This window comes from Acetobacteraceae bacterium (assembly GCA_004843345.1).
GTDB lineage: Bacteria > Pseudomonadota > Alphaproteobacteria > Acetobacterales > Acetobacteraceae.
The window spans coordinates 16,851-36,613 of sequence record CP039460.1; the positions used below are offsets into that span (position 1 = coordinate 16,851).

Sequence of the window (19,763 nt, forward strand, 5' to 3'; positions counted from 1 at the left end):
CTAGAGATTATGTACGAAACTATGAGTCAAATGTCAGAACTCATTATCCAGAAGTTACTTCAGAACCCAAAAGTTCCACGTGACATTACTGGAGAAAGTCGAATTGTTGAAGATTTAGCTTTTGATAGTCTTGCTGTAATGAATTTTGTTATGGAACTCGAAGATGAATTAAATGTTTCTCTTCCTCTTGATTACTTAGCTGACGTTAGAACGATTAACGATTTAGCTGAATGCCTTCTCAAGCTTCAGGCGGACAAAGAATGAAAGATATTTTTGCCAAATATGCTCCGCTTGCAGCTGAAGCACGTTTACTCCTTAGTAATAACCGGCAAAATCCTTTTAATGTTGTTATTGAAGAAGCTATTTCTCCAACACGTGCTATTATCAAGGGAAAAGAGACCCTTTTGTTTGGTACAAATAACTATTTGGGATTGAGTCACTCTACAGCGGCTAAAAATGCAGCAATTGAAGTTATTAAGAAACATGGTGTTGGGACAACAGGCTCTCGTATAGCGAATGGAACTTTGTCTTTACATCAGAATCTTGAAAAGACATTTGCCGAAGCTTTTGGGAAAAAACACGCTGTTGTATTTTCTGGAGGATATCTTGCCAATCTTGGAGTTATTTCTGGTCTGGCAGATAAAAATGACATTATCCTTCTTGACGCAGATAGTCACGCCAGCATTTATGATGGAGCTCGCCTCTCTGGCGCGCAAGTGCTTCGTTTTCGTCACAATAAACCAGAAGATTTAGAACGTCGTTTAAAGCTCTTAAAAGACCATCAAGGGAGTATTCTTATCATTGTTGAAGGTGTCTATTCCATGACAGGAAATATGGCTCCTTTAAAAGAATTTGTTAGAATTAAAAAAGAATATGGTGCGGCTCTTCTAGTAGATGAAGCTCATTCTTTTGGTGTTTATGGATCGCAAGGGCTTGGTGTTGCAGAGCTTCAAGGTGTTTTAGATGATGTGGATTTCATTGTTGGAACTTTTTCTAAAGCCATTGGCACCATGGGAGGTTTCTGCATAAGTAATAGAGAAGAAATTGAACTTATAAGAGTAACGTCTCGCCCTTATATGTTTACGGTTTCCCCATCTCCTGAAATTATCGGAGCAACTTTAGCGAATCTAAAAGAGATACAAGCGCATCCTGAATGGAGAGAAAACATTCAAAAAAATGCAAAACGCTTGAATGCTGGTCTTAGAGCTATTGGTTTTTCTCCTAATGAAAACATATCTGCGATTATTGGTGTGCCTGTTGGTGAAACACCTAGAGCTATGCTTTTTTGGGAAAAACTTCTCAAAAAGGGTGTATATGTGAATTTATCTCTTCCACCAGCAACACCGGATAATAATGGTCTGCTACGTATGTCGGTGACCGCTCCGCATACAGCGGAAGAGATTGATCAAGCGCTTACCATCTTTAAAGAGGTAAAAGAAGAAATGGAAGTTTTTGATATCTAAGAGATATCAAAAACTCCTTTTAAAAATGAGAGAAAATACTATTTTTAGAACGGTTATAATAAGTTCTATTATTGGGTATTTTCTTTCATAAGCAGAGAGCTTTATTGAGATTCCTGTGTGACGCCTTACTTTCCAACGAATATAATCTGCTCCGCCATTAAAACTCATCCCAGCTTTTAATAAACGTAAGGCATTTTGGATTTTCCCCCAAAGTCTTATGATACGCCATCTTCTAAGAAATAAATTTCTTTGAGAATCTATTCGAGGATAGAAAACGTCATTTTTTTGCTCGAATGGCAGTGAGCAGTCTTTCCAAGCTATTGGTAAATATTCTTGATAGCGTTTGATATTCCTTTCTATTAGTGAAGAGATACGGTCTTTACTTTCTACCCTAATTTCTGTTTTGAAAGTATTGGTGTAAAGATCTCTTAGATAATCATCCACTTTTCCACAGGTCTTCCCTAGTGCAGCGCTCCAAAGGGAAGCCGTATATATAGAGTTGCAAATCTGACTATTTAAAAGATGCTCAGAACGTTCATCTCTAACCCATGCCAAATATACAGGCTGAGAAAAACGAGCCCAGATTGTGGTATCTAAACTCTTTACCTGTGTTCTTTTTTGAAGTTGGGCTAATGTCATACAGGCTACTTTTGCACGACTATTCCCATGCTTCATAAAGTAAATATTTGGGGGAAGAAAAATATTCCCCAAAAAAAGTAATTTATTTTGCTGAAAATCTTTTAAAGATTCTAAAATCAGATAAAAATCCATTAGCCCATCAGGATCTAATTTACTGATTTGTGATCCGTAAAAAATAATACCGATTGGTGGTTTTTTACATTTATTTGCAATCTCTTGTGCGAATAAATTCACTCTAAGAGGAATGGTCTTTTTTGTCTCTAGTGCGACTTTATTATAAAGTTCTATCTGGTTGGTCATTATACAAGAAACTCAAATTGGGGGCCTAACTCTAATTTTACAAAGCCACTTTTAGAAGGAGGATAAAATTCACCATCTAAAATAAATGGAGCATGCAATTCAGCCAAAACTTCAGACGTTTGACCACTTTGATAATCTTGATTTTCTTTAATCCAAGGTAAAATATTTCGCGTAATCAAGGAGATAAGAAGTGTTAATAGTGCCTTTGGAAAAGATTTAGGAAAAGAAGAGACTCTTAAAAAATGAAATCCTATTTTCCCAGAACAATCATTCCAGAAAGGCCATAAGTGATATGGAAGTTTATGAAGTGATGTGACAAGCGTAAAAAATATCTCTTTTGAAAAAGCATCATAAGGTTTATTCAGCCACGGCATTCTTACACCTCTGTACCAAATTGACCGCTCTTTTTTCGTGAAAATTACTTGAAAAGATCCTTTTAGCAATATCCCTAAAATAGCTAGTCGATGTGGTGCTAAATCCTCCATTTTTCCTCGACTCGAATTTATGGCCTTTTCATAGCTACCAGCTCCGCCAAACATCCCTAACACCTTAGAACGATTTGTTCCTGGGAAAGAAAGAGCGATCGAATGCCGAAAAACAGATACCTGTGTTATATTTTTATTTACAATATCTAATAGATACGCCGCATCTCTTCGCAATGAACCAATATCGAAAGCAATTAAATTTGTATTTCCAGAAGGTAGTAATGTGATTTTTGGGAATTCATTTTCTGGGTATGTCTGACTTATGGCACCTAAAATTCGAGAAAGCGTACCATCTCCAGAACTAACAATAATATGTCTCACATTTTTTTTATAAAAATTTTTAAAAATGAGCTCTAAATTTACGCCTGGTTTCGAGAGGATAAACAACTCTTTATCGAAGAGGGTTTTTGCAAGGGAAATAAGAAAATTATCTTCCTTTGCATTCTTTAGCGACTCTGGCGTATAAATAAAAGCAGGGTTATTCATAAAAAATGAAATTCCTTTAATGAGAATATCACTTGCTATAATTTTATATATGCAAGACTTCCTTGTCGTTTTAAAGGAAGTCTCTATGAGCAAGCAACAAGATTATTTACTTTTTAAAATCTCCCTTTTGTTTTAGGGTGTCCGAAAGAGATTTTATTTTACTTTTAGATCAATAAATTCAAGGATCTATAAAATGCCAGCAGCTGAATTCCATCATAAAATAGAGAAATTTAAATCTCATCTCAAAGATAGAACATTCAAGCGTAAAGGCAGAAGTTTTGATCTCGGAAAAATGAATGTTAAGCAGCTTTGGTTAGGATATCTGACCTATCCAACGATTTTGCTGTATTTTTCTCTTATTATTTTCTCTGTTTTTTTAATGATCCATTTTTATACAAATTGGATTTCTATTATTGGCCCTATAGCCTTAATTTTTTTCTTATTTCCAACAATTTGGTACATTATTCATAGATGGATAATGCATGGAAAATGGTTTTATCAACATAAAATTACAGCAAAAATGTGGAAAAGAATTCACTGGGATCATCACCAAGATCCGCATCTAATGGAAGTTTTATTTGGATCCCCACTCCATACTCTACCATCAATTTTTGGAATTTGCGCTCCAGTTGGAGCCTTAATTGGTGGTCTACCCGGAGCTTTTGCGGCAGTCGCTACAGGGCTTTATCTTACTTGTTTCTACGAGTTTTTTCATTGTATTCAGCATCTTGGTTATAAGCCGAAAACAGAATGGGTAAATTATATTAAAAAATTGCATGTTCTTCATCACTTTCATGATGAAAATGGTAATTTTGGAATTACAAATTATCTATGGGATCGATTATTATCAACATATTATGTTTCTGCGACAGATCGTCCACGTAGCGCAAAAGTCTTTAATTTGGGCTATTCTATTGATGAAGCGTATCGTTATCCTTGGGTTATGGATCTTACTGGAAAGCCTCCAAAAGACAGGCCTGATCCAGCACATCCTCGTCCAGCAACTAGATAAGAGGAAAAATGAAACGTTTACCTGTTTTAATCCTTGCCGGCTCTCGTTTAGGAGAAAATGATGTTCTTGCAAAAGCAGGGAATGTCCAGCATAAGGCACTTCTGCCTGTTGCCGGCACACCAATGCTAAAACGTGTTTATCAGGCAATTTTAAACGCTGATATTGCTTCTAATATTTATATTGCTTCAGAGAATGAAGCTTATTTTAAAGATTTAAATTTAGAAAAAGCACACTACCTTTCATCACGGCCGACACTACCAGAAACAATTCAAGAAGCTATAAAAAAAATTGGATTTCCTTGCTTAATTTTGACAGCAGATCATGCTCTTTTACAACCAGAGTGGCTTCAAGAATTTCTAAATTTATCAGAAAAAAGCTCTGCAGATGTCACTTTTGGGATTGCTCTTAAAGAGAAAGTAGAAGCGCTGTCTTTAAAGATGTCACGTACCTATATCCCTCTTAAAGACATTCAATTTTCTGGTTGTAATTTGTTCTTTTTAAGAAATGAATCTTCTGAAAATCTTATTCAGTTATGGCAAAAGATCCATCACTTAAGAAAATCGCCGGCTAAAATGGTTAAAATTTTAGGCCTTAAAACCCTTTTTAAAGCGCTTTTTCGGCGTTTGGATAGTATTACGCTTCTTGAACGGGTTAAAATGATAACCTCTTCAACTCTAGAGTTTATTCCCTTAAGTAATGGCATGGCGGCAATTGATGTTGATTCCATAAAGGACTGGGAGCTCGTTGAAAGTATTTATGCTAAAGAGAAATAAAAAGTATTAAGAATGCGTCCATTTTTTAATAAAAAATTATTTCTGAGTTTCCTTTTCGGAGTGAGTTATATGCCGTCATTGGCAATAGCTTCTCCACAAATTTCTCCAGAAGAATTTTTGGTAAATACAGCCCTTAAAGATGGGAAGATTTTTTTTCAAAATTCTATGCAATATCCTCGAGGATTACTGTTACAATTAAAATTGGCTCGGGGCATTATGTTTTGTCCAAAGCTGAAAGTGAAATCGGTTGTTTTTGCTAAAACATTAAAAGGAAAATGTCTTTTATTAGCACGAGATTCCAGAAATAGTTGGTCTGCCCCTGCCTTCTACATGATTACACAAAGGCATATGGACGTTTTAAATCTCAAGGAAACGGATCATCTCATATTTTTTATTATGACTCAAAAAGCTCTAGAAGGTTTTTTGGATAAAGAGTTTACTTTTGAGAAAAAGAAAGAAATTTCTTCAACTTTAATAAAAAATGAAGGGCAATTTTTATCCAAAGATGTTGATTTTTTAATTGTGAACTTAAAGGACAAGTCCTCAAAAAAAGACATTTTGTCCCAGCTTAAGATATCATCTGATGACTCTGCAAATAAGGCTTACTACGGTAAAAATCTAAATCCTATAGATATTTTATCTTCTATGAGGGCAAATAATAATCAAGCAGATTCTTTAAGGCAATTTCTTACGAATATCCTTAGATAAAGATTTTTGATCATTTGTTTTTTTATTATTGATTGCCTCGTGCCATTGTTGAATGTTTTGACGATGTTGGGCGAAAGTTGTTGAAAAAACATGCCCACCTTTCCCATTTGCGACAAAATATAAATCATCTCCGTCGGCAGGATGTGCAGCAGCCTCTAAGGAAGACATTCCTGGTGAGCAAATAGGTCCTGGAGGAAGACCCTTATTACGGTAAGTATTGTATGGACTTTCTATTTTTAAATGATCGAATGTTAATCTTTTATTTGGGACATCTTCTCCTTTTAAAGCTAAAGCATAAAAAATAGTTGGATCTGTTTGAAGAGGCATATTTTTCGATATTCTATTTAGGAAAACACGCGCAATCTTAGGCCTTTCTGAATCTATTGATGTTTCTTTTTCAATAAGAGAAGCTAGAATAAGCAAGGTAAATGGATCATCAACCAGACCATTCAAAGTTTTAATATCTCTTTCTTCCCAAGCTTTAGCTAAATGTCTCTCTGCTGACGTGTGCATGCGAGATAAAAGATCGTCTCTATTTGAATTTAAACTAAAAGCATACGTATCAGGAAAAGCATATCCTTCATCAAAACTAACTTCTTTTCCTTTCAAACCTGGAGCATGATTCAAGGCATCTTTAATCTGAATGGCCGTTAAGCCTTCTGGGATAGATAAAAAATGAAGGACAGATGGTGAAAATCTTAAAATTTTCAAAATATCTTTAAAAGAACTAGAGGGAGGAAAATAATATTCACCACTTCTCAAAGCTCCCTGTTGATAAGTAATTTTAGAGAAAAAATTAAAAAAAACTGCCCATTCTGGTGAATGAGGTATAATTTTGCCATCACGCAAAATGATAGCTAATCTGGAGCGACTGTTTTGAGGAATTTGTTGATTTCCACCAACACAAGGCAACGGATCCTCATATAAATATGAAAGATGCCTAACAAGCTTTACCGTTAAAAGAGAAAAAGTGAGAGACGCAAAAAATAGAATCAAACAAAAACGATTAAGACTCTCTATCTTTTGAAAGTAGCATCTTAAGTGCAAAAACTTACCTACAAAAATGCCAAATTGATACAATTTATCAAATACAAAATTAAGCATCTGAACTATTAGTTCTACAAAAATAATGAAAAAAGGCAGCAATTAATTCCATGCCTTTTTCCCTACTCCATACGAACTGATAGCGATCCTTACACTTTTTTAAGAATTAGAGAAGCATTTGTTCCCCCAAATCCAAAGCTATTAGAAAGAGCAACATCAATCTTTCGATTCTGAGCTGTGTGTGCTACGCGATCAATTAATGTTTCCGAACTTGGATCATCAAGGTTTAAAGTTGGAGGTGCAACATTATTATTCATTGCCTGCAGGCAAAAAATCGTTTCCACGGCACCAGCAGCTCCCAACAAGTGACCAATTGCAGATTTTGTTGAAGACATCGCAAGATTACGACAATGATCGCCAAAAATTCTTTCAACAGCGCTTAATTCAAGATCATCTGCCATTGTAGATGTACCATGGGCGTTCACATAATCTACTTCATCCGCATTCATCCGCGCATCTTTGAGAGTTGCTTTCATGGCTCTGAAAGCACCATCATGCCCTTCTGGAGGAGCTGTGATATGATAAGCATCTCCAGAAAGTCCGTAACCGACTAACTCACCATAAATTTTTGCACCACGACGTTTTGCATGCTCGTACTCTTCGAGAACAACCATACCAGCACCTTCTCCCATGACAAAACCATCACGGTCTTTATCCCACGGGCGAGACGCTTTTGTTGGCGTATCATTAAAATGCGTTGAAAGCGCTTTAGCAGCGTTAAATCCAGCCACACCAATAGAACAAACAGCAGCTTCTGCACCACCTGCGACCATAACATCGGCGTCACCATGCTGAATAAGACGGGAAGCATCGCCAATTGCATGTAGCCCTGTTGCACATGCAGTAACAACAGCATGATTAGGCCCCTTAAAACCATACTTAATGGAAAGATGTCCTGCAATTAGGTTAATCAAAGCAGAAGGAATAAAGAATGGAGAAACTCGCTTCTTCCCAGAATTAATTAAAAGAGAGGCATTATAAATATTTTGAAGCCCACCTATACCAGAGCCAATCAGAACACCTGTAGAGCACAAATCTTCCTCTTCTGTTGGCTTCCAACCAGAGTCTTCAACAGCCTGTGTCGCAGCTACCAAGCCTAGATGAATGAATCGATCCATCTTCTTTTGATCTTTTGGTGAAATCCAATCATCCAAATTCAACTTTCCTTCGGAGGTTTCTCCTTCAGGAACCTCTCCAGCGACCTGTGCGGGATAAAGTGTCCGATCAAAATGAGTTATAGATCCAATACCTGATTTCCCTGCAACTAGATAATCCCATGTGTTTTGGGCACCTACAGCCAAGGGACTTACCATCCCAATACCGGTAATCACAACGCGTTTTCTGTGTGGAATTGAAGAGCTCATGTCCATCCATTTTTACTAAAAACTGCGGCGCCACAAAAGATTTTGGCGCCGCCAAAATTAAAATGTTTCAGTCTTCTTTCTGGTTTTCGATATAATGAATAGCATCAGAAACTGTTGAAATTTTTTCAGCAGCATCTTCAGGAATTTCAACAGAAAAAGCTTCTTCGAAGGCCATAACCAATTCGACTGTATCAAGGCTATCAGCACCAAGATCATCAATGAAAGAGGCGTCAGGGGTCACTTTGCTTTCATCGACACCCAAATGTTCGACAACGATTTTTTTTACTTTATCTGCAATTGCGTCACTCATTTTCTTTTCCTTAATTTATCCTAAAATATCAAAAATTTCTAATCAAAAAGATTAACTACTACGAGAGAACCCCTTCAATTCCAGCGCTTGAACATCTAAACAATGCTCTAACACGAATTTATCACATACTCAAAACATTATATCATAGCCATCCCACCGTTAACATGAAATGTTACACCCGTGATCCAGCTCGCTTCCTCAGATGCCAAAAAAACGACAGATGAGGCAACATCCTTTGGGGTCCCCAAACGCTTGAGAGGTATTTGGTCTATCAAACGTTTCTTTATAGCTTCAGGTAATCCCTCGGTCATAGAGGTATCAATAAACCCTGGGGCAACTACATTTACTGTAATACCACGAGAGGCGACCTCTAGAGCAAGAGCTTTACTCATTCCAATCATCCCTGCCTTGGCAGCAGCATAATTAGCTTGCCCTGGATTTCCTGTAGCTCCAACGATAGAGGATATAGAAATAATCTTTCCACTACGACGCTTTAGCATCCCCTTTAGAACTGTACGAGATAAACGAAAAGGACTCTCTAAGTCAACCTTTATCACTTCTTCCCATTCTTGATCCTTCATTCGAATCGCTAAATTATCCCTTGTAAGCCCTGCATTATTGACCAGAATATCAATACCTCCGCCCATAAGCTCTTCGGATTTTGTGACTAAGGTTTCAATTTCGTCAGCATTAGAAAGGTCAGCAGGAACAACAAAAATACGCTCTTTTTTCAATTCGACAGCAAGCGCATCCAAGGCTTCTTTGTTGCGCCCCGTGATTGTAATAGCGGCGCCTTGCTTATGCAATAAGCGTGCGATTTCAGCGCCAATACCACCAGATGCGCCAGTAACTAAAGCTCTTTTTCCTGAAAGTGAAAATAGACTCATATTTCTTAAACTTTTTCTTTTGGATTAAAAATACGCTCAAGCATGGCCTCAATTTCAAGCATGCTACAAGCTTTATCGTTTTGCAATCTAGAATCAATTCTTTTAGCTAAGCCAGTTAAGGTTTTTCCTGCCCCTAACTCATGGTGGTGGGTAATCCCCTGCTTAACAAAACCCTCAATTGTTTCTCGCCACCGAACTTCTCCAGTAATTTGCTTTGTTAGCAATTCTGGTATCTTTGATATGTCCGTTTCTGGAGTTGCAGTAATATTGGCCCAAACAGGAGACATTGTACCACTCCATGACATTTGAGCGAATGCGTCAGCCATTTTTGTTGATGCTGGAAGCATGAGCGATGAATGAAAAGGAGCTGAAACGGCTAATAAAACAGTCTTTTTTGCACCTTTTTCTTTTCCTAAAATTAGAGATTTTTCAACAGGAAGGATATCTCCTGAAAGAACAATTTGCCCTCCTCCATTGTCGTTAGCAATTTCAATGCGACCAAACTGATTTAATTCACTGCAGATTTCGCGCGCTTGATCATTATCTATGCCAAGAATTGCAGACATCCCACCTTTCCCAGCAGGAACAGCTGACTGCATAGCCTCTCCACGCAAGCGTAAGAGGCGTGATCCATCTGAAATTGATAAAGCCCCTGAAGCTACGAGTGCAGCATATTCTCCCAAAGAATGGCCTGCCAAAGCAGATGCTTTTTCAGATATAGAAAAATCACCTTCATTTTCTAAAACGCGTAAAACTGCAACGGACACAGCGAATAACGCTGGCTGCGTATTACTCGTTTTGGTCAAATCCTCCTGGCTTCCCTCAAAAATAAGATCACTCAAATTTTCATTTAAGGAATCATTAACTTCTTCGAAAACCTGACGTGCAATTGGGCTTTGATCAAATAACTCTTTGCCCATACCAGTAAACTGACTACCTTGGCCTGGAAAAACGAAAGCATGCTTAAATTCCATCAAAAGTCCTTTTTTTATCAATAAAACAAAAATCGAAAAGATTTTTCGTTTTGGCATCTCAAATTAAGAAGATGCGTTTTTACTGCTCCACACTTTACGCCACATTGCAATGTCTGGACAATATTCCCTTAATACGTTGTCACAAGATAATCTTTAAGTATCTCATTAAAATTTACGCATATAAACGTCAATATAAGGTTCGTATTATATGTGATTTTTAAGTTACCAAATCTCAATACGCTCATTTTCTGGCAAAAATAAAACTTGATCTGATGTTACATTAAAATCTATGAGCCATTGTTTAATATTATGACAAGGCATATTTACCCTTACCACAGGTGCTGCGTGTTCATTTGTTAATGTTAATTGTCGCAGAGCATCTGGACGGATTTTTTCTCGCCAAATTTGAGCCCAGCCTAGAAAAACACGCTGCGTGCCTGACCAGCCATCAAGTCTTTGCTCTAAAGAAATCCCTTTAAGTTGTGCTTGGTTTTTATAGGCTTCTAATGCCAGTGTTAATCCGCCAAGATCTGCGATATTTTCCCCAAGAGTTGTCTTTCCATTAATATGAAGACCAGGCATAAGCTCGATTTGAGAATATTGACTGATTAGGCGATCAGCTTGTTTTTCAAAATTTTCAGCTGATTTTTTACTCCACCAATCATTTAATTTTCCTGAAAAATCATAATGACGCCCTTGATCATCAAAAGCATGCGTCATTTCATGCCCAATAACACCCCCTATTGCACCATAATTTATTGCCATATCTGCTTTTGGATTAAAAAATGGCGGTTGCAAAATAGCCGCAGGAAAAACAATTTCATTCATCGTTGGATTATTATAAGCATTCACAGTTTGTGGAAACATTTCCCATTCAGAACGGTCAACTTTTTTTCCCAATTTGTTCAATTGATAACGCCAATCAAATGCTATAGCCCGCTCGACATTACCATACAAATCTCCTTTTTTAATCTCCAGCCCTTCGTATGTCCTCCATTTTTCCGGATAGCCTACTTGAACATCAAAATGATCCAATTTTTTAAGAGCAGATTTTTTGGTTTCTTCATCCATCCAACTATTATGTTCTAAACGATAGTGAAATGTTTCTTTTAGCTGCTGAATGAGATCTATAACTTCTTTTTTAGATTCTTCTGAAAAATAAGCTTCGCTATATAATGCCCCCAAAGCCCAGCCTAATGCATCATTTGAAGCATTGATCGCTAACTTCCATCTTGCTGGTTTTTGTTTTACACCAGCTAAAATCTGACTATTAAATTTAAACTCAGAATTAGAATACAAGCTTGATAAATAAGGGCTCGCTTTATTAAAACTTCTAAACGCAACCCAAGCTTTTAGGGTATCAATAGGCGTTTTCGCAAAAATTTTCGACATAGCTGTTATTGCAGCAGGTTCTCTTACATTAATAAAAATTTTATTATCTTGACTGAGATCATCCACACCAGCATTTTTAAAATATGCATTCCAATCAAATGAAGGAGCTATTTCTTTAAGCTGAGATACAGTCATTGGATTAAACATTTTTATCGCATCTCTTGTTTGCTCTCTCGGTAAAAGAACTCCAGCGATTTCGGTCTCAAGATTTACAATTCGTTTTGCAAGCAAGTCTGGATTTTGCCATTTTAAAAAAGAAAGCATCTGTTTTGCATAATTTTCATAAGCTTTTTTCTTAGAAACCAAGGCAGGATCTGTGTAATAACGTGCATCCGGCAACCCCAATCCACCAGAGACACCTGCCGACACCCCTTGATCTAGGACAAACATATATTGCGTTGGATCTTCTTGATTTTGTTCAATACCTAAAACAAACGGGCTATAATTGAATCCTAAATTTGAGGCTCCCAAAAAAGACGCAAACTCTTGGTATTGGGATATATTCTTGATACTTTTTTCTTTTGTAAGAAATGGTTTAATCCCGAGTTTTTCAATAGTGACCTCATCCAAAAAAGATTGGTAGAAACAGTTCAGTTTTTCTTCGTCAGAATCTTTTTTCAATGTCTTTGTCGATAATTTTTCTAAAATTGCTTTTTGATTTTTAAGAGAATTTTCTCTCAAAATATTAAAAGCACCATAAGAACTCATATCTTCTGGAATTTTTAAGTTTTTAATATAAGTTCCATTTGTGTATTCAAAAAAATCATTTCCTGGGAAAACTGAAGAATTCATGCCTTGTTCATCCCAGCCCCAGCTTTTCGAATTTTCTGCAAGGGCTGCGAACGGGAAAAAATTCAAAGCGCTAAATATAAAAGCTGGATAATACAATAATTTTAAAATGAAAGGCGATTTAGACACGATTTAATTATGACTCCAAAAATGAAATTTTTATGACAAAAATATTTTTTAGCTTTTCTGTTCATGTAAGTATTTTGTAAGATGCAATCCTTATTTATTTAGGAGTTTTTGTCTAGTTATGCCTTATTCTACATCAACCATTTCCGTATGTCGTCATGATTGGAAAAAGGAGGAAGTATCCGCTTTATTCACTTTACCTTTTGCAGATCTTCTTTTTAAGGCACAGCAAATTCATAGAGAAAATCATGATCCTAACCGTGTTCAAATTTCCTCTTTACTTTCTATAAAAAGCGGTGGCTGCCCAGAGGATTGCGCCTATTGCCCACAGAGCTCTAAATACAACACCCCTGTAAAAGCAGATAAATTATTACCACTAGAGACGATTATTTCCAGAGCTAAAAGTGCGAAAGAGCAAGGCGCAGATCGTTTTTGTCTTGGTGCTGCTTGGCGTTCTCCAAAGGAAAGGGACATGAATGCTATCTGTGAAATGGTATCTGCTGTTAAAGCATTAGGCTTGGAAACATGCTTGACAATGGGCATGTTAACAGATGAGCAAGCTGAGCAACTTAAGGACTCTGGCCTAGATTATTATAACCATAATCTAGATACTTCAGAAGAATTTTATGGAACGGTCATCACAACACGTACATATCAAGAACGCTTAAAAACGCTTAAAAATGTAAGAGATAATGGCATTCATATTTGCTGTGGTGGGATTATTGGAATGGGAGAAAGCATTCTCGATCGTGCCGAATTGATCAGAACATTGGCAAATTTACCCGTGCATCCTGAAAGTGTCCCTCTAAATCTCTTAATTCGTATTGAAGGCACGCCATTAGAAAATCTTCCAGATGTTGATCTTTTTGATTTTATCAAAACAATTGCTGTTACGCGTATCTTGATGCCTAAAAGCCATGTTCGTTTAGCTGCTGGTCGCAAGGATTTATCAGATGAAGCTCATGCCCTATGCTTTTTGGCAGGCGCAAATTCTATCTTTTTAGGAGATCAACTATTAACAGCCGATAATTCTAGCGCCTCACGAGATGAAATGCTTTTGAAACGACTTGGCATCAAAACTGTTCAAAAGACAGCTTGTTGCTGACTCTTGTTATAAAGATATATTTATTGGAAGGCTGAGAAAGAATAATTAGATCTATCCCAGCCTTCCAATTAAACAATTCTTAGGAAAAAATTAAAGACTTGCTTTTTTACTAGAAGTTACCTGAGAGCGTAAATTTGCGGCTCCTTGCTCATCTCCTAATCCTTCTAACGCATCAGCTTGTAGCAAAAGAGCTTCTCTCATGGCATCATATTCATGATTAATTCTACGTTTGAGACTCAAAGATTCTGCCTGTTTTTCTGCAACTTTAAAATCTCTCTTTAAAAGGTCTTGTCTTATTAGAAGCTCATCTTCATTTTCAGTTTCAACTTTATTTTTACCGAGAATAGAAGAAAGTTTTTGAATATCCTCAGTTAAAGCATTTTGCTGTTTCAGCGCAGCATCATTTAAACCTTTAACATATAATGCATGTGTTTTTATTTCAGAATCTTGTCCTGTCAAACAAGGAGCTAAAATTTTTAGAGATTCATACCAATCTTTTTTAGTATTCAATGCAATACTTTGAATCAAAGCTAATCTCAAAGAATTTTGAAAAGATTTATGTTTTTTTAAACCTTTTTGCGCTGCATAGACTGTCTTCAAAGCGTCTTCTGGTTCATGTGATCGCAACTGTGTTAAAGCAAGATTGTAAGCAGAAACTTCAATTGATTCTGGATCATCTGCCTCCAATGCTCTTGATAACGCTTGGCGGTAAAATGGAAGTGCGGCTTGAATACGGTTATCGTTAACCATGTCCCCACCCGTCTCCATCAAACTGATGTACGTCTCGTCAGACCAACCCAAATGAGAAACTGTCGCATGATGACATCCACCAAGCAGAAGCGATGAGAAAACCGTTATTCTAATATAATTATAAAAATTTCTCATGAAGATGCCTTTGATGGTGGAAGAGCTAATTCATTTGCAGTTATTCCTGGCTGTTGGCCACTTCCACCAAGTAACCAAAGTGAACGTAATTGATTGGAAAGTTTTCTTAAACTATCTGCTGTCATTTCTGCTTCAGAAAGTACCGCGGGCAACTGTCCAGTCGCATCATCGACGTTTTTCAAGACACCATCGACGTGAGGCATGGAGTGATTAACATTAGATGCTAAACTATTCAATTGTTTCTCTAAAGGTCTTAGTTGAGCAATAGATAGCTCGACACTATCAAGAAGTTTATTCACTTTCTGAAGAGTATCTTCTTTTGATAGAAGAGCACCAACAGTCCCCTTACCTTTTTCTATACCAGTAATAATTAAACGTGTTTCTTTTGTGATGGCTTCAACATTTTGTGTAATAGCTTCAATGTTATCCATAGCAGGAACTGCTCGAGCATGAATATCTTTAAGCGTTTCCATAATAATATTTTGTGGATTAGGTGCAACTGTTGCGTTTAAAACAGCAAATCCCCAATCAAGAGGCTGACCACGTCCCCTTCCGACATCCATATAGCTAGCACCGGCGACAATAAAACGTCGGCTAATCATAACGGGGCTATCTGTTCTAATGAAAGGCTCAAACTGAGGTTCAATATTTCCAACCGCATACATACGACCAGATTCATTGAGGCGCAACTGACGAATTTCACCAGCATGCGCTCCCATAACGTCAATGTCACTTCCCACACCGATTCCCGCGATACCGTTAGGCGGCAGAATGAAGTAAAGCGTTCCTGAAGGCGCAAGCCATTGCCGAACGAAACCAGCTTCAACAAGGGAAGCAATAAAAACAACAAAACCTATTAAGACAAGTAAACCTGTCCATTCGTTAGCATACTGACTACGAAACAATGTCTTTGAGGTGCTGGAACGCTTAAAACGAGCCACTAAAATATCTCCTTCTTTGGAAGTAAACCATCATCATCCAAACGAAATCTTTGGCAACGTTCTAACCCTGTATTTTCCCAAATAGAGGGGTTGTTCGAAGACCATACAACAGCGACACCTCGCTGACGTGCTTGGCTTAAAGTGTCCATGAACGAATTATAAAAGTCAGGGTGTTCTAAAGAAATAGGATTTTCAAAAAAAAGCACTTGGGGATACCCTAAAAATGCCCTAATGCACTGTGAACGCAATGCATCCAAGGGCGAAAGACGATTCGGCGTTAATAAAGGTAATCCAGGCATACCAAATTTTATAGCCAAAGCCGTCGCATTACGAATGAGTAAATCTAGAGGCAAAGAAGTGTGATGGAGATTAGGCCAAAGAATATTTGCTTCTGTCTCTAACAAATCCAACCAGCCTCCAATCTGAAACGTTCTTCCAATTTTTCCTCTAAGGGCATTTGCTTTAATTGGAGAAAGTTTACTCCATTCCAACCCGAGACATTTCACGCTGCCTTGAGATGCAGGAATGAGGCCCATGCAAAAATCAAAAAAAGCAGATGCCATAGAGGGCGTTTGACATTCAATTAAAGCACAGTCTCCAGGGCTAAGCGTTAGATTATAACGACTAAGTGCCAACTCAAAACCTTCCAAAAAAGGAACTGCATCCACTATTTCTAGAGCCGCATCCCCTAGAACTATCTTAGTATCTTTATTCTGGATCTTTTCTTTTTCTGTTTCTGTCATTTGATAAGAACATCCGCAGCAACATTTAAAATTAAAATAGCAACGATCCCTCTGGTAAATCCTTTTGGAATTACTTTAGTCATGTTTTCCGATACAGACACATCTAATCCTGTAAGTGTCGAGCTAATACCGACAGCAAACCCCGTGAGCAAGAATTTCACTGGAATAGCGATATAATTTATAGGATCAATGCTTGAGGTAACTTGATAAAGGAAAGACCAAATTGGCATGGTAGCCGTATTTTCTGCCCAACATGCAACATATCCTGTAACTAATGCAATAACGCTAAAGAGCATACCAAGCGTAAAAGAGCTTAGTGTCAAAGCAACTGTTCTTGGCATCATAAACTGCAAGAAAGAGTCTACTCCCATTGCTTCAAAGGCTTTAATTTGCCCTGAAAGGCTCAAGGAACTCAAATCTGCGACAATAAGTGAGCCTGAACGTCCCAATAAAATAATACCGACAAGTAAAGGCCCAATTTCTTTGACAAGAATACCAGAAAGAACAGAGCCAGTGCTTTGAGACATACCTGCAAAACCAAGCCAATAAACAGCCTGTGTAACGATTCCAATACCGCCCAAAATGGCCGTCACTAATGTACTTGGAACACCTCCTAAAGCAGCTTGGTTCAGTGTTCTCCAAAAATCAATCTTAACACTTCTTCTCCATGACGCTGGCACACATGCTGCCGTTATCACTCCCCAGCTAACACCAATAAATGTTAAAAAGAAGCGTGGATGAAAAAAGACAAACTTCCCTAGTGCCGAAAGCGCAGCTTCTATCCAATGGAAGTGAACAGGAACTTTCACCAGCGACCTGCCAATATGTAAGAGGTAGCAATTCCAACATCAGGTTGATAAAAACTTCCACGAGGCCTAAACAAATATTGATCCTTCAATTTTTGGTGTGCGCTATCTGACACTTGAATGACTCCTTCTCCTGGCGCTGTATCAGCAAGAAGTTCTGCCGTAGCTAAAGATTCCCCCCAAATATTAAAAACGGCAGGATCTTCACCAAAACGGGAAACAAGTGCAGTCGAACTATCAATACCTATACTAAAAGACAGCTTGGTATTCTGTTGCGCTAAAATATTTAAGCATTTCTCTCTAATTTGAAGAGAAGCTTCTGCTAATCTGGTAATCGCAAGAGGATCTGTCACAAGTGAACAGTCTCCTAAAAATACGACACGATTTCCTAAAACTTGCAGAGCAAACACAGACAAACTCTTGCAAATCTCTTGAATATTTTTTGCTAAATTTTCAACAAGAGCAATAATGTCCCTATCATCTGCATGTTGAGAAGAATAAGCTCTATTTAATTTCAGAACCATAATCGGGACATCTGGATACATGCCTGAATGAGGCACTTTTTCATTATCCTTTTCTCCCTTTTCAGGCGAAATTAAAAAACCCTCAAGATGTTTAAAAGTGTTATCTCTTCCTGAAACTGCCAAATCCAGTTTTACTTGTTTCTGATGACTTGTGTCTCTAGCTTCACTTACAGAAAAACGTAAAGACATAATCGCAGAAATCAAAGAGATTATTAAATCTCCTTGAGCTAAATGATCTGGATTAGTAAGTGTCAGAGCGCCAATTGCTTGGTGCATATTTAGAACAGGATAAAAAACAACCGTGCCATCTTCTCCTGCCTGCTTTGCAAGACGAGAAAGCCCTTCTGCCCCAGGGGTTTGATCAACAACGTTTCCAATGTCTAAGCTAAGAGAATGACCTTCTTCAAGTGCCTGAAAAAGATGCTGATTTAGTTCACGTTCCAGCTCCATGCCAACGGCATGAACCCCTTGTTTAGAATCAAATAAATCCTCACAAACTAAAGATTTTGAATCCGGCAACAAACGCCAAATAGCGGCTCTAGAAGAACCTGTGATACCAGTAAGAATTTCTGTTAAAATAGGAATATCATGATCTGGATCAAGGAGATTTGGAATCGTGGCTATTTTCAATAATGTTGTGCGCTCTTTCTCCTCTTTAGCCGCATTTAAGCTCCTCTCTTTTCTATATTTCCGAATTTTGTTCCCTTGATAAATTAGAGCAATAGAAAGAAAAATGGCTAATAATGTAATTATAAAAGAAGAATAAAAACTCTGTTCTTTAGTTTTTTGAATAAAACTTGCAAATTCATTCTCAGGTGCATTCAGCATCAATACCCAGTCACGCTGCGTTTTAGGCAAACCTGTTGAAATTGCAATATAATTTTTTTTATGAGCAGAAATGATATGTGCACCAGCTCCGTTAACACGAAAAATATTCAAGGCACGGGTAAAAACAGGCTGTGTAACTGGATTTAAAAAAACATCTGTTGCGTCAAAATCCGGGTTATTTAATCCTATCATATTGTGACCAGCAATAACTTTACCACTGCGATCAACAATGACAGCCTGTCCCGTTTTTCCAACAATCAAACTATTGATGAAGTCACTTAATTCATTAAGCGATATGTTAATTGCAAAGACTTTTCTATGACCTAGCGAGTCTGCATAAGCTGTAGATGCCGTAATTAAAAAATGATGCGTATAAGCATCCCAATACGGCGGTGTCCAATGAATGCGATTTACAGTTTCCGAAGAGGAATTAGCCTCCTCGAAGAGCCCATTAACTGCGTTAGTGTACCAATTGTCCTTCCTAGGATCCGTATATGGAATATTGTTTTTTGATACTTCAGTAATAGCCTGCCCTTCAGGCGTGACCGTTTTTTTAGCATAGTTTGCTTTAGTTTCTTCAGAATTTGGTAAAATCTCAATTTCTTTAAAATTTTCACCATCCCTAGAGACAATCCACAGCTGACCGTCTTGGTTAGCAAGATAAAAACTATCAACTTGCTGAGAAAGCCTTAAAATTGAACGTGTAAACAGCTTAAAGTTCGTAACATTATCCTGCTTGGAAGTACTATCAAGCATGTCGTGAGCAAGCATACCACTCGAACTTGCAGGAGCTAGATAATCTGTTACTTTTTGAGCAACATAACGTTGTTCACTTTCCATCAATTGCTTAGAAAGCGCAACGGTTCCTGTATGGGCAACCTCATAATTTTTCCACGAGGCCCAAACAATTGTTCCAATAACGACAGCAACACTCACGACAGGAATGCATATACTTATAATTTGTCGCCTGTTGGCTCTCAGATCAGCATAAGGATCTATAATTTCAGCTGTTGGCACGTTAATTTCTTTCTCGACCTCGTTAAAGTATAGTATATCCAGACATAACGATATTTTTATAGTATAAAAAGTTTTTTATCGTCCTTCTTGGAAAATTACGAA

Annotated in this window: 19 protein-coding genes; 6 read left to right on the forward strand and 13 right to left on the reverse strand. The window is 37.5% G+C overall.

Annotated features, from left to right (window positions below; genetic code table 11):
• Nucleotides 1-9: 9 nt before the first annotated feature.
• Both FAI40_00055 and FAI40_00060 read left to right on the forward strand, forming a co-directional pair.
• Nucleotides 10-264 carry an acyl carrier protein gene (locus FAI40_00055; GenBank protein QCE33861.1) on the forward strand — a complete coding sequence of 85 codons (255 nt, stop codon included), beginning with the start codon at nucleotides 10-12 and terminating at the stop codon, nucleotides 262-264.
• On the forward strand, nucleotides 261-1,463 hold the full coding sequence (locus FAI40_00060; protein QCE33862.1) for an aminotransferase class I/II-fold pyridoxal phosphate-dependent enzyme: 1,203 nt from the start codon (nucleotides 261-263) through the stop codon (nucleotides 1,461-1,463). Before FAI40_00055 ends, FAI40_00060 begins: the two co-directional genes overlap by 4 nt.
• 6 nt (nucleotides 1,464-1,469) lie before the next feature.
• Here FAI40_00060 and FAI40_00065 read toward each other — a convergent pair whose 3' ends face one another.
• Both FAI40_00065 and FAI40_00070 read right to left on the reverse strand, forming a co-directional pair.
• The gene (locus FAI40_00065) at nucleotides 1,470-2,402 is read right to left on the reverse strand and encodes a hypothetical protein (GenBank protein ID QCE33863.1); all 933 of its coding nucleotides are present in this window, start codon (nucleotides 2,400-2,402) and stop codon (nucleotides 1,470-1,472) included.
• The gene (locus tag FAI40_00070) at nucleotides 2,402-3,373 is read right to left on the reverse strand and encodes a hypothetical protein (protein ID QCE33864.1); all 972 of its coding nucleotides are present in this window, start codon (nucleotides 3,371-3,373) and stop codon (nucleotides 2,402-2,404) included. Before FAI40_00070 ends, FAI40_00065 begins: the two co-directional genes overlap by 1 nt.
• A 193-nt stretch (nucleotides 3,374-3,566) precedes the next feature.
• Here FAI40_00070 and FAI40_00075 point away from each other — a divergent pair, with 193 nt between their 5' ends.
• From FAI40_00075 to FAI40_00085, 3 genes are all read left to right on the forward strand, one after another.
• Entirely contained in the window at nucleotides 3,567-4,385 is an 819-nt protein-coding gene (locus FAI40_00075; GenBank protein QCE33865.1) for a sterol desaturase family protein, read from the forward strand.
• 8 nt (nucleotides 4,386-4,393) lie between these two features.
• Nucleotides 4,394-5,158: a hypothetical protein gene (locus FAI40_00080; protein ID QCE33866.1), complete on the forward strand. Its 765-nt coding sequence runs from the start codon at nucleotides 4,394-4,396 to the stop codon at nucleotides 5,156-5,158.
• 69 nt (nucleotides 5,159-5,227) lie between these two features.
• On the forward strand, nucleotides 5,228-5,866 hold the full coding sequence (locus FAI40_00085) for a hypothetical protein (GenBank protein QCE33867.1): 639 nt from the start codon (nucleotides 5,228-5,230) through the stop codon (nucleotides 5,864-5,866).
• Here the strand turns inward: FAI40_00085 and mltG are convergent.
• From mltG to FAI40_00115, 6 genes are all read right to left on the reverse strand, one after another.
• The gene (mltG, locus tag FAI40_00090; GenBank protein ID QCE33868.1) at nucleotides 5,834-7,012 is read right to left on the reverse strand and encodes an endolytic transglycosylase MltG; all 1,179 of its coding nucleotides are present in this window, start codon (nucleotides 7,010-7,012) and stop codon (nucleotides 5,834-5,836) included. The two genes, FAI40_00085 and mltG, sit on opposite strands and share 33 nt — an antisense overlap.
• Nucleotides 7,013-7,059: 47 nt before the next feature.
• Nucleotides 7,060-8,334 carry a beta-ketoacyl-[acyl-carrier-protein] synthase II gene (gene fabF / locus FAI40_00095; GenBank protein ID QCE33869.1) on the reverse strand — a complete coding sequence of 425 codons (1,275 nt, stop codon included), beginning with the start codon at nucleotides 8,332-8,334 and terminating at the stop codon, nucleotides 7,060-7,062.
• A 67-nt stretch (nucleotides 8,335-8,401) separates the two neighbouring features.
• Nucleotides 8,402-8,644, reverse strand: coding sequence for an acyl carrier protein (locus tag FAI40_00100; GenBank protein ID QCE33870.1), 243 nt, complete (start codon nucleotides 8,642-8,644; stop codon nucleotides 8,402-8,404).
• Nucleotides 8,645-8,781: 137 nt separating this feature from the next.
• Nucleotides 8,782-9,531: a 3-oxoacyl-[acyl-carrier-protein] reductase gene (fabG, locus tag FAI40_00105; protein ID QCE33871.1), complete on the reverse strand. Its 750-nt coding sequence runs from the start codon at nucleotides 9,529-9,531 to the stop codon at nucleotides 8,782-8,784.
• Between the two features lie 5 nt (nucleotides 9,532-9,536).
• Nucleotides 9,537-10,505 (reverse strand): ACP S-malonyltransferase, encoded by a 969-nt coding sequence (gene fabD, locus FAI40_00110; GenBank protein ID QCE33872.1) that lies wholly within the window; start codon nucleotides 10,503-10,505, stop codon nucleotides 9,537-9,539.
• A 222-nt stretch (nucleotides 10,506-10,727) separates the two neighbouring features.
• Nucleotides 10,728-12,689: a M13 family metallopeptidase gene (locus FAI40_00115; protein QCE33873.1), complete on the reverse strand. Its 1,962-nt coding sequence runs from the start codon at nucleotides 12,687-12,689 to the stop codon at nucleotides 10,728-10,730.
• Nucleotides 12,690-12,933: 244 nt separating this feature from the next.
• Between FAI40_00115 and bioB the strand changes: the two genes are divergently transcribed.
• Nucleotides 12,934-13,917: a biotin synthase BioB gene (gene bioB / locus FAI40_00120; GenBank protein ID QCE33874.1), complete on the forward strand. Its 984-nt coding sequence runs from the start codon at nucleotides 12,934-12,936 to the stop codon at nucleotides 13,915-13,917.
• 90 nt (nucleotides 13,918-14,007) lie between these two features.
• Here bioB and FAI40_00125 read toward each other — a convergent pair whose 3' ends face one another.
• The 5 genes from FAI40_00125 to FAI40_00145 are packed head-to-tail and all read right to left on the reverse strand — an operon-like array spanning nucleotide 14,008 to nucleotide 19,661.
• A complete protein-coding gene (locus tag FAI40_00125; GenBank protein ID QCE33875.1) occupies nucleotides 14,008-14,802 on the reverse strand; it encodes a hypothetical protein in 795 nt (264 codons plus the stop codon).
• Nucleotides 14,799-15,743, reverse strand: a complete 945-nt coding sequence (locus tag FAI40_00130) for an MCE family protein (GenBank protein QCE33876.1) — start codon at nucleotides 15,741-15,743, stop codon at nucleotides 14,799-14,801. Before FAI40_00130 ends, FAI40_00125 begins: the two co-directional genes overlap by 4 nt.
• Nucleotides 15,743-16,486, reverse strand: a complete 744-nt coding sequence (locus tag FAI40_00135) for an ABC transporter ATP-binding protein (protein QCE33877.1) — start codon at nucleotides 16,484-16,486, stop codon at nucleotides 15,743-15,745. Before FAI40_00135 ends, FAI40_00130 begins: the two co-directional genes overlap by 1 nt.
• On the reverse strand, nucleotides 16,483-17,298 hold the full coding sequence (locus FAI40_00140) for an ABC transporter permease (protein QCE33878.1): 816 nt from the start codon (nucleotides 17,296-17,298) through the stop codon (nucleotides 16,483-16,485). The genes FAI40_00135 and FAI40_00140 overlap by 4 nt, the downstream gene beginning before the upstream one ends.
• Nucleotides 17,292-19,661, reverse strand: coding sequence for an adenylate/guanylate cyclase domain-containing protein (locus FAI40_00145; protein QCE33879.1), 2,370 nt, complete (start codon nucleotides 19,659-19,661; stop codon nucleotides 17,292-17,294). Before FAI40_00145 ends, FAI40_00140 begins: the two co-directional genes overlap by 7 nt.
• Between the last annotated feature and the right edge of the window lie 102 nt (nucleotides 19,662-19,763).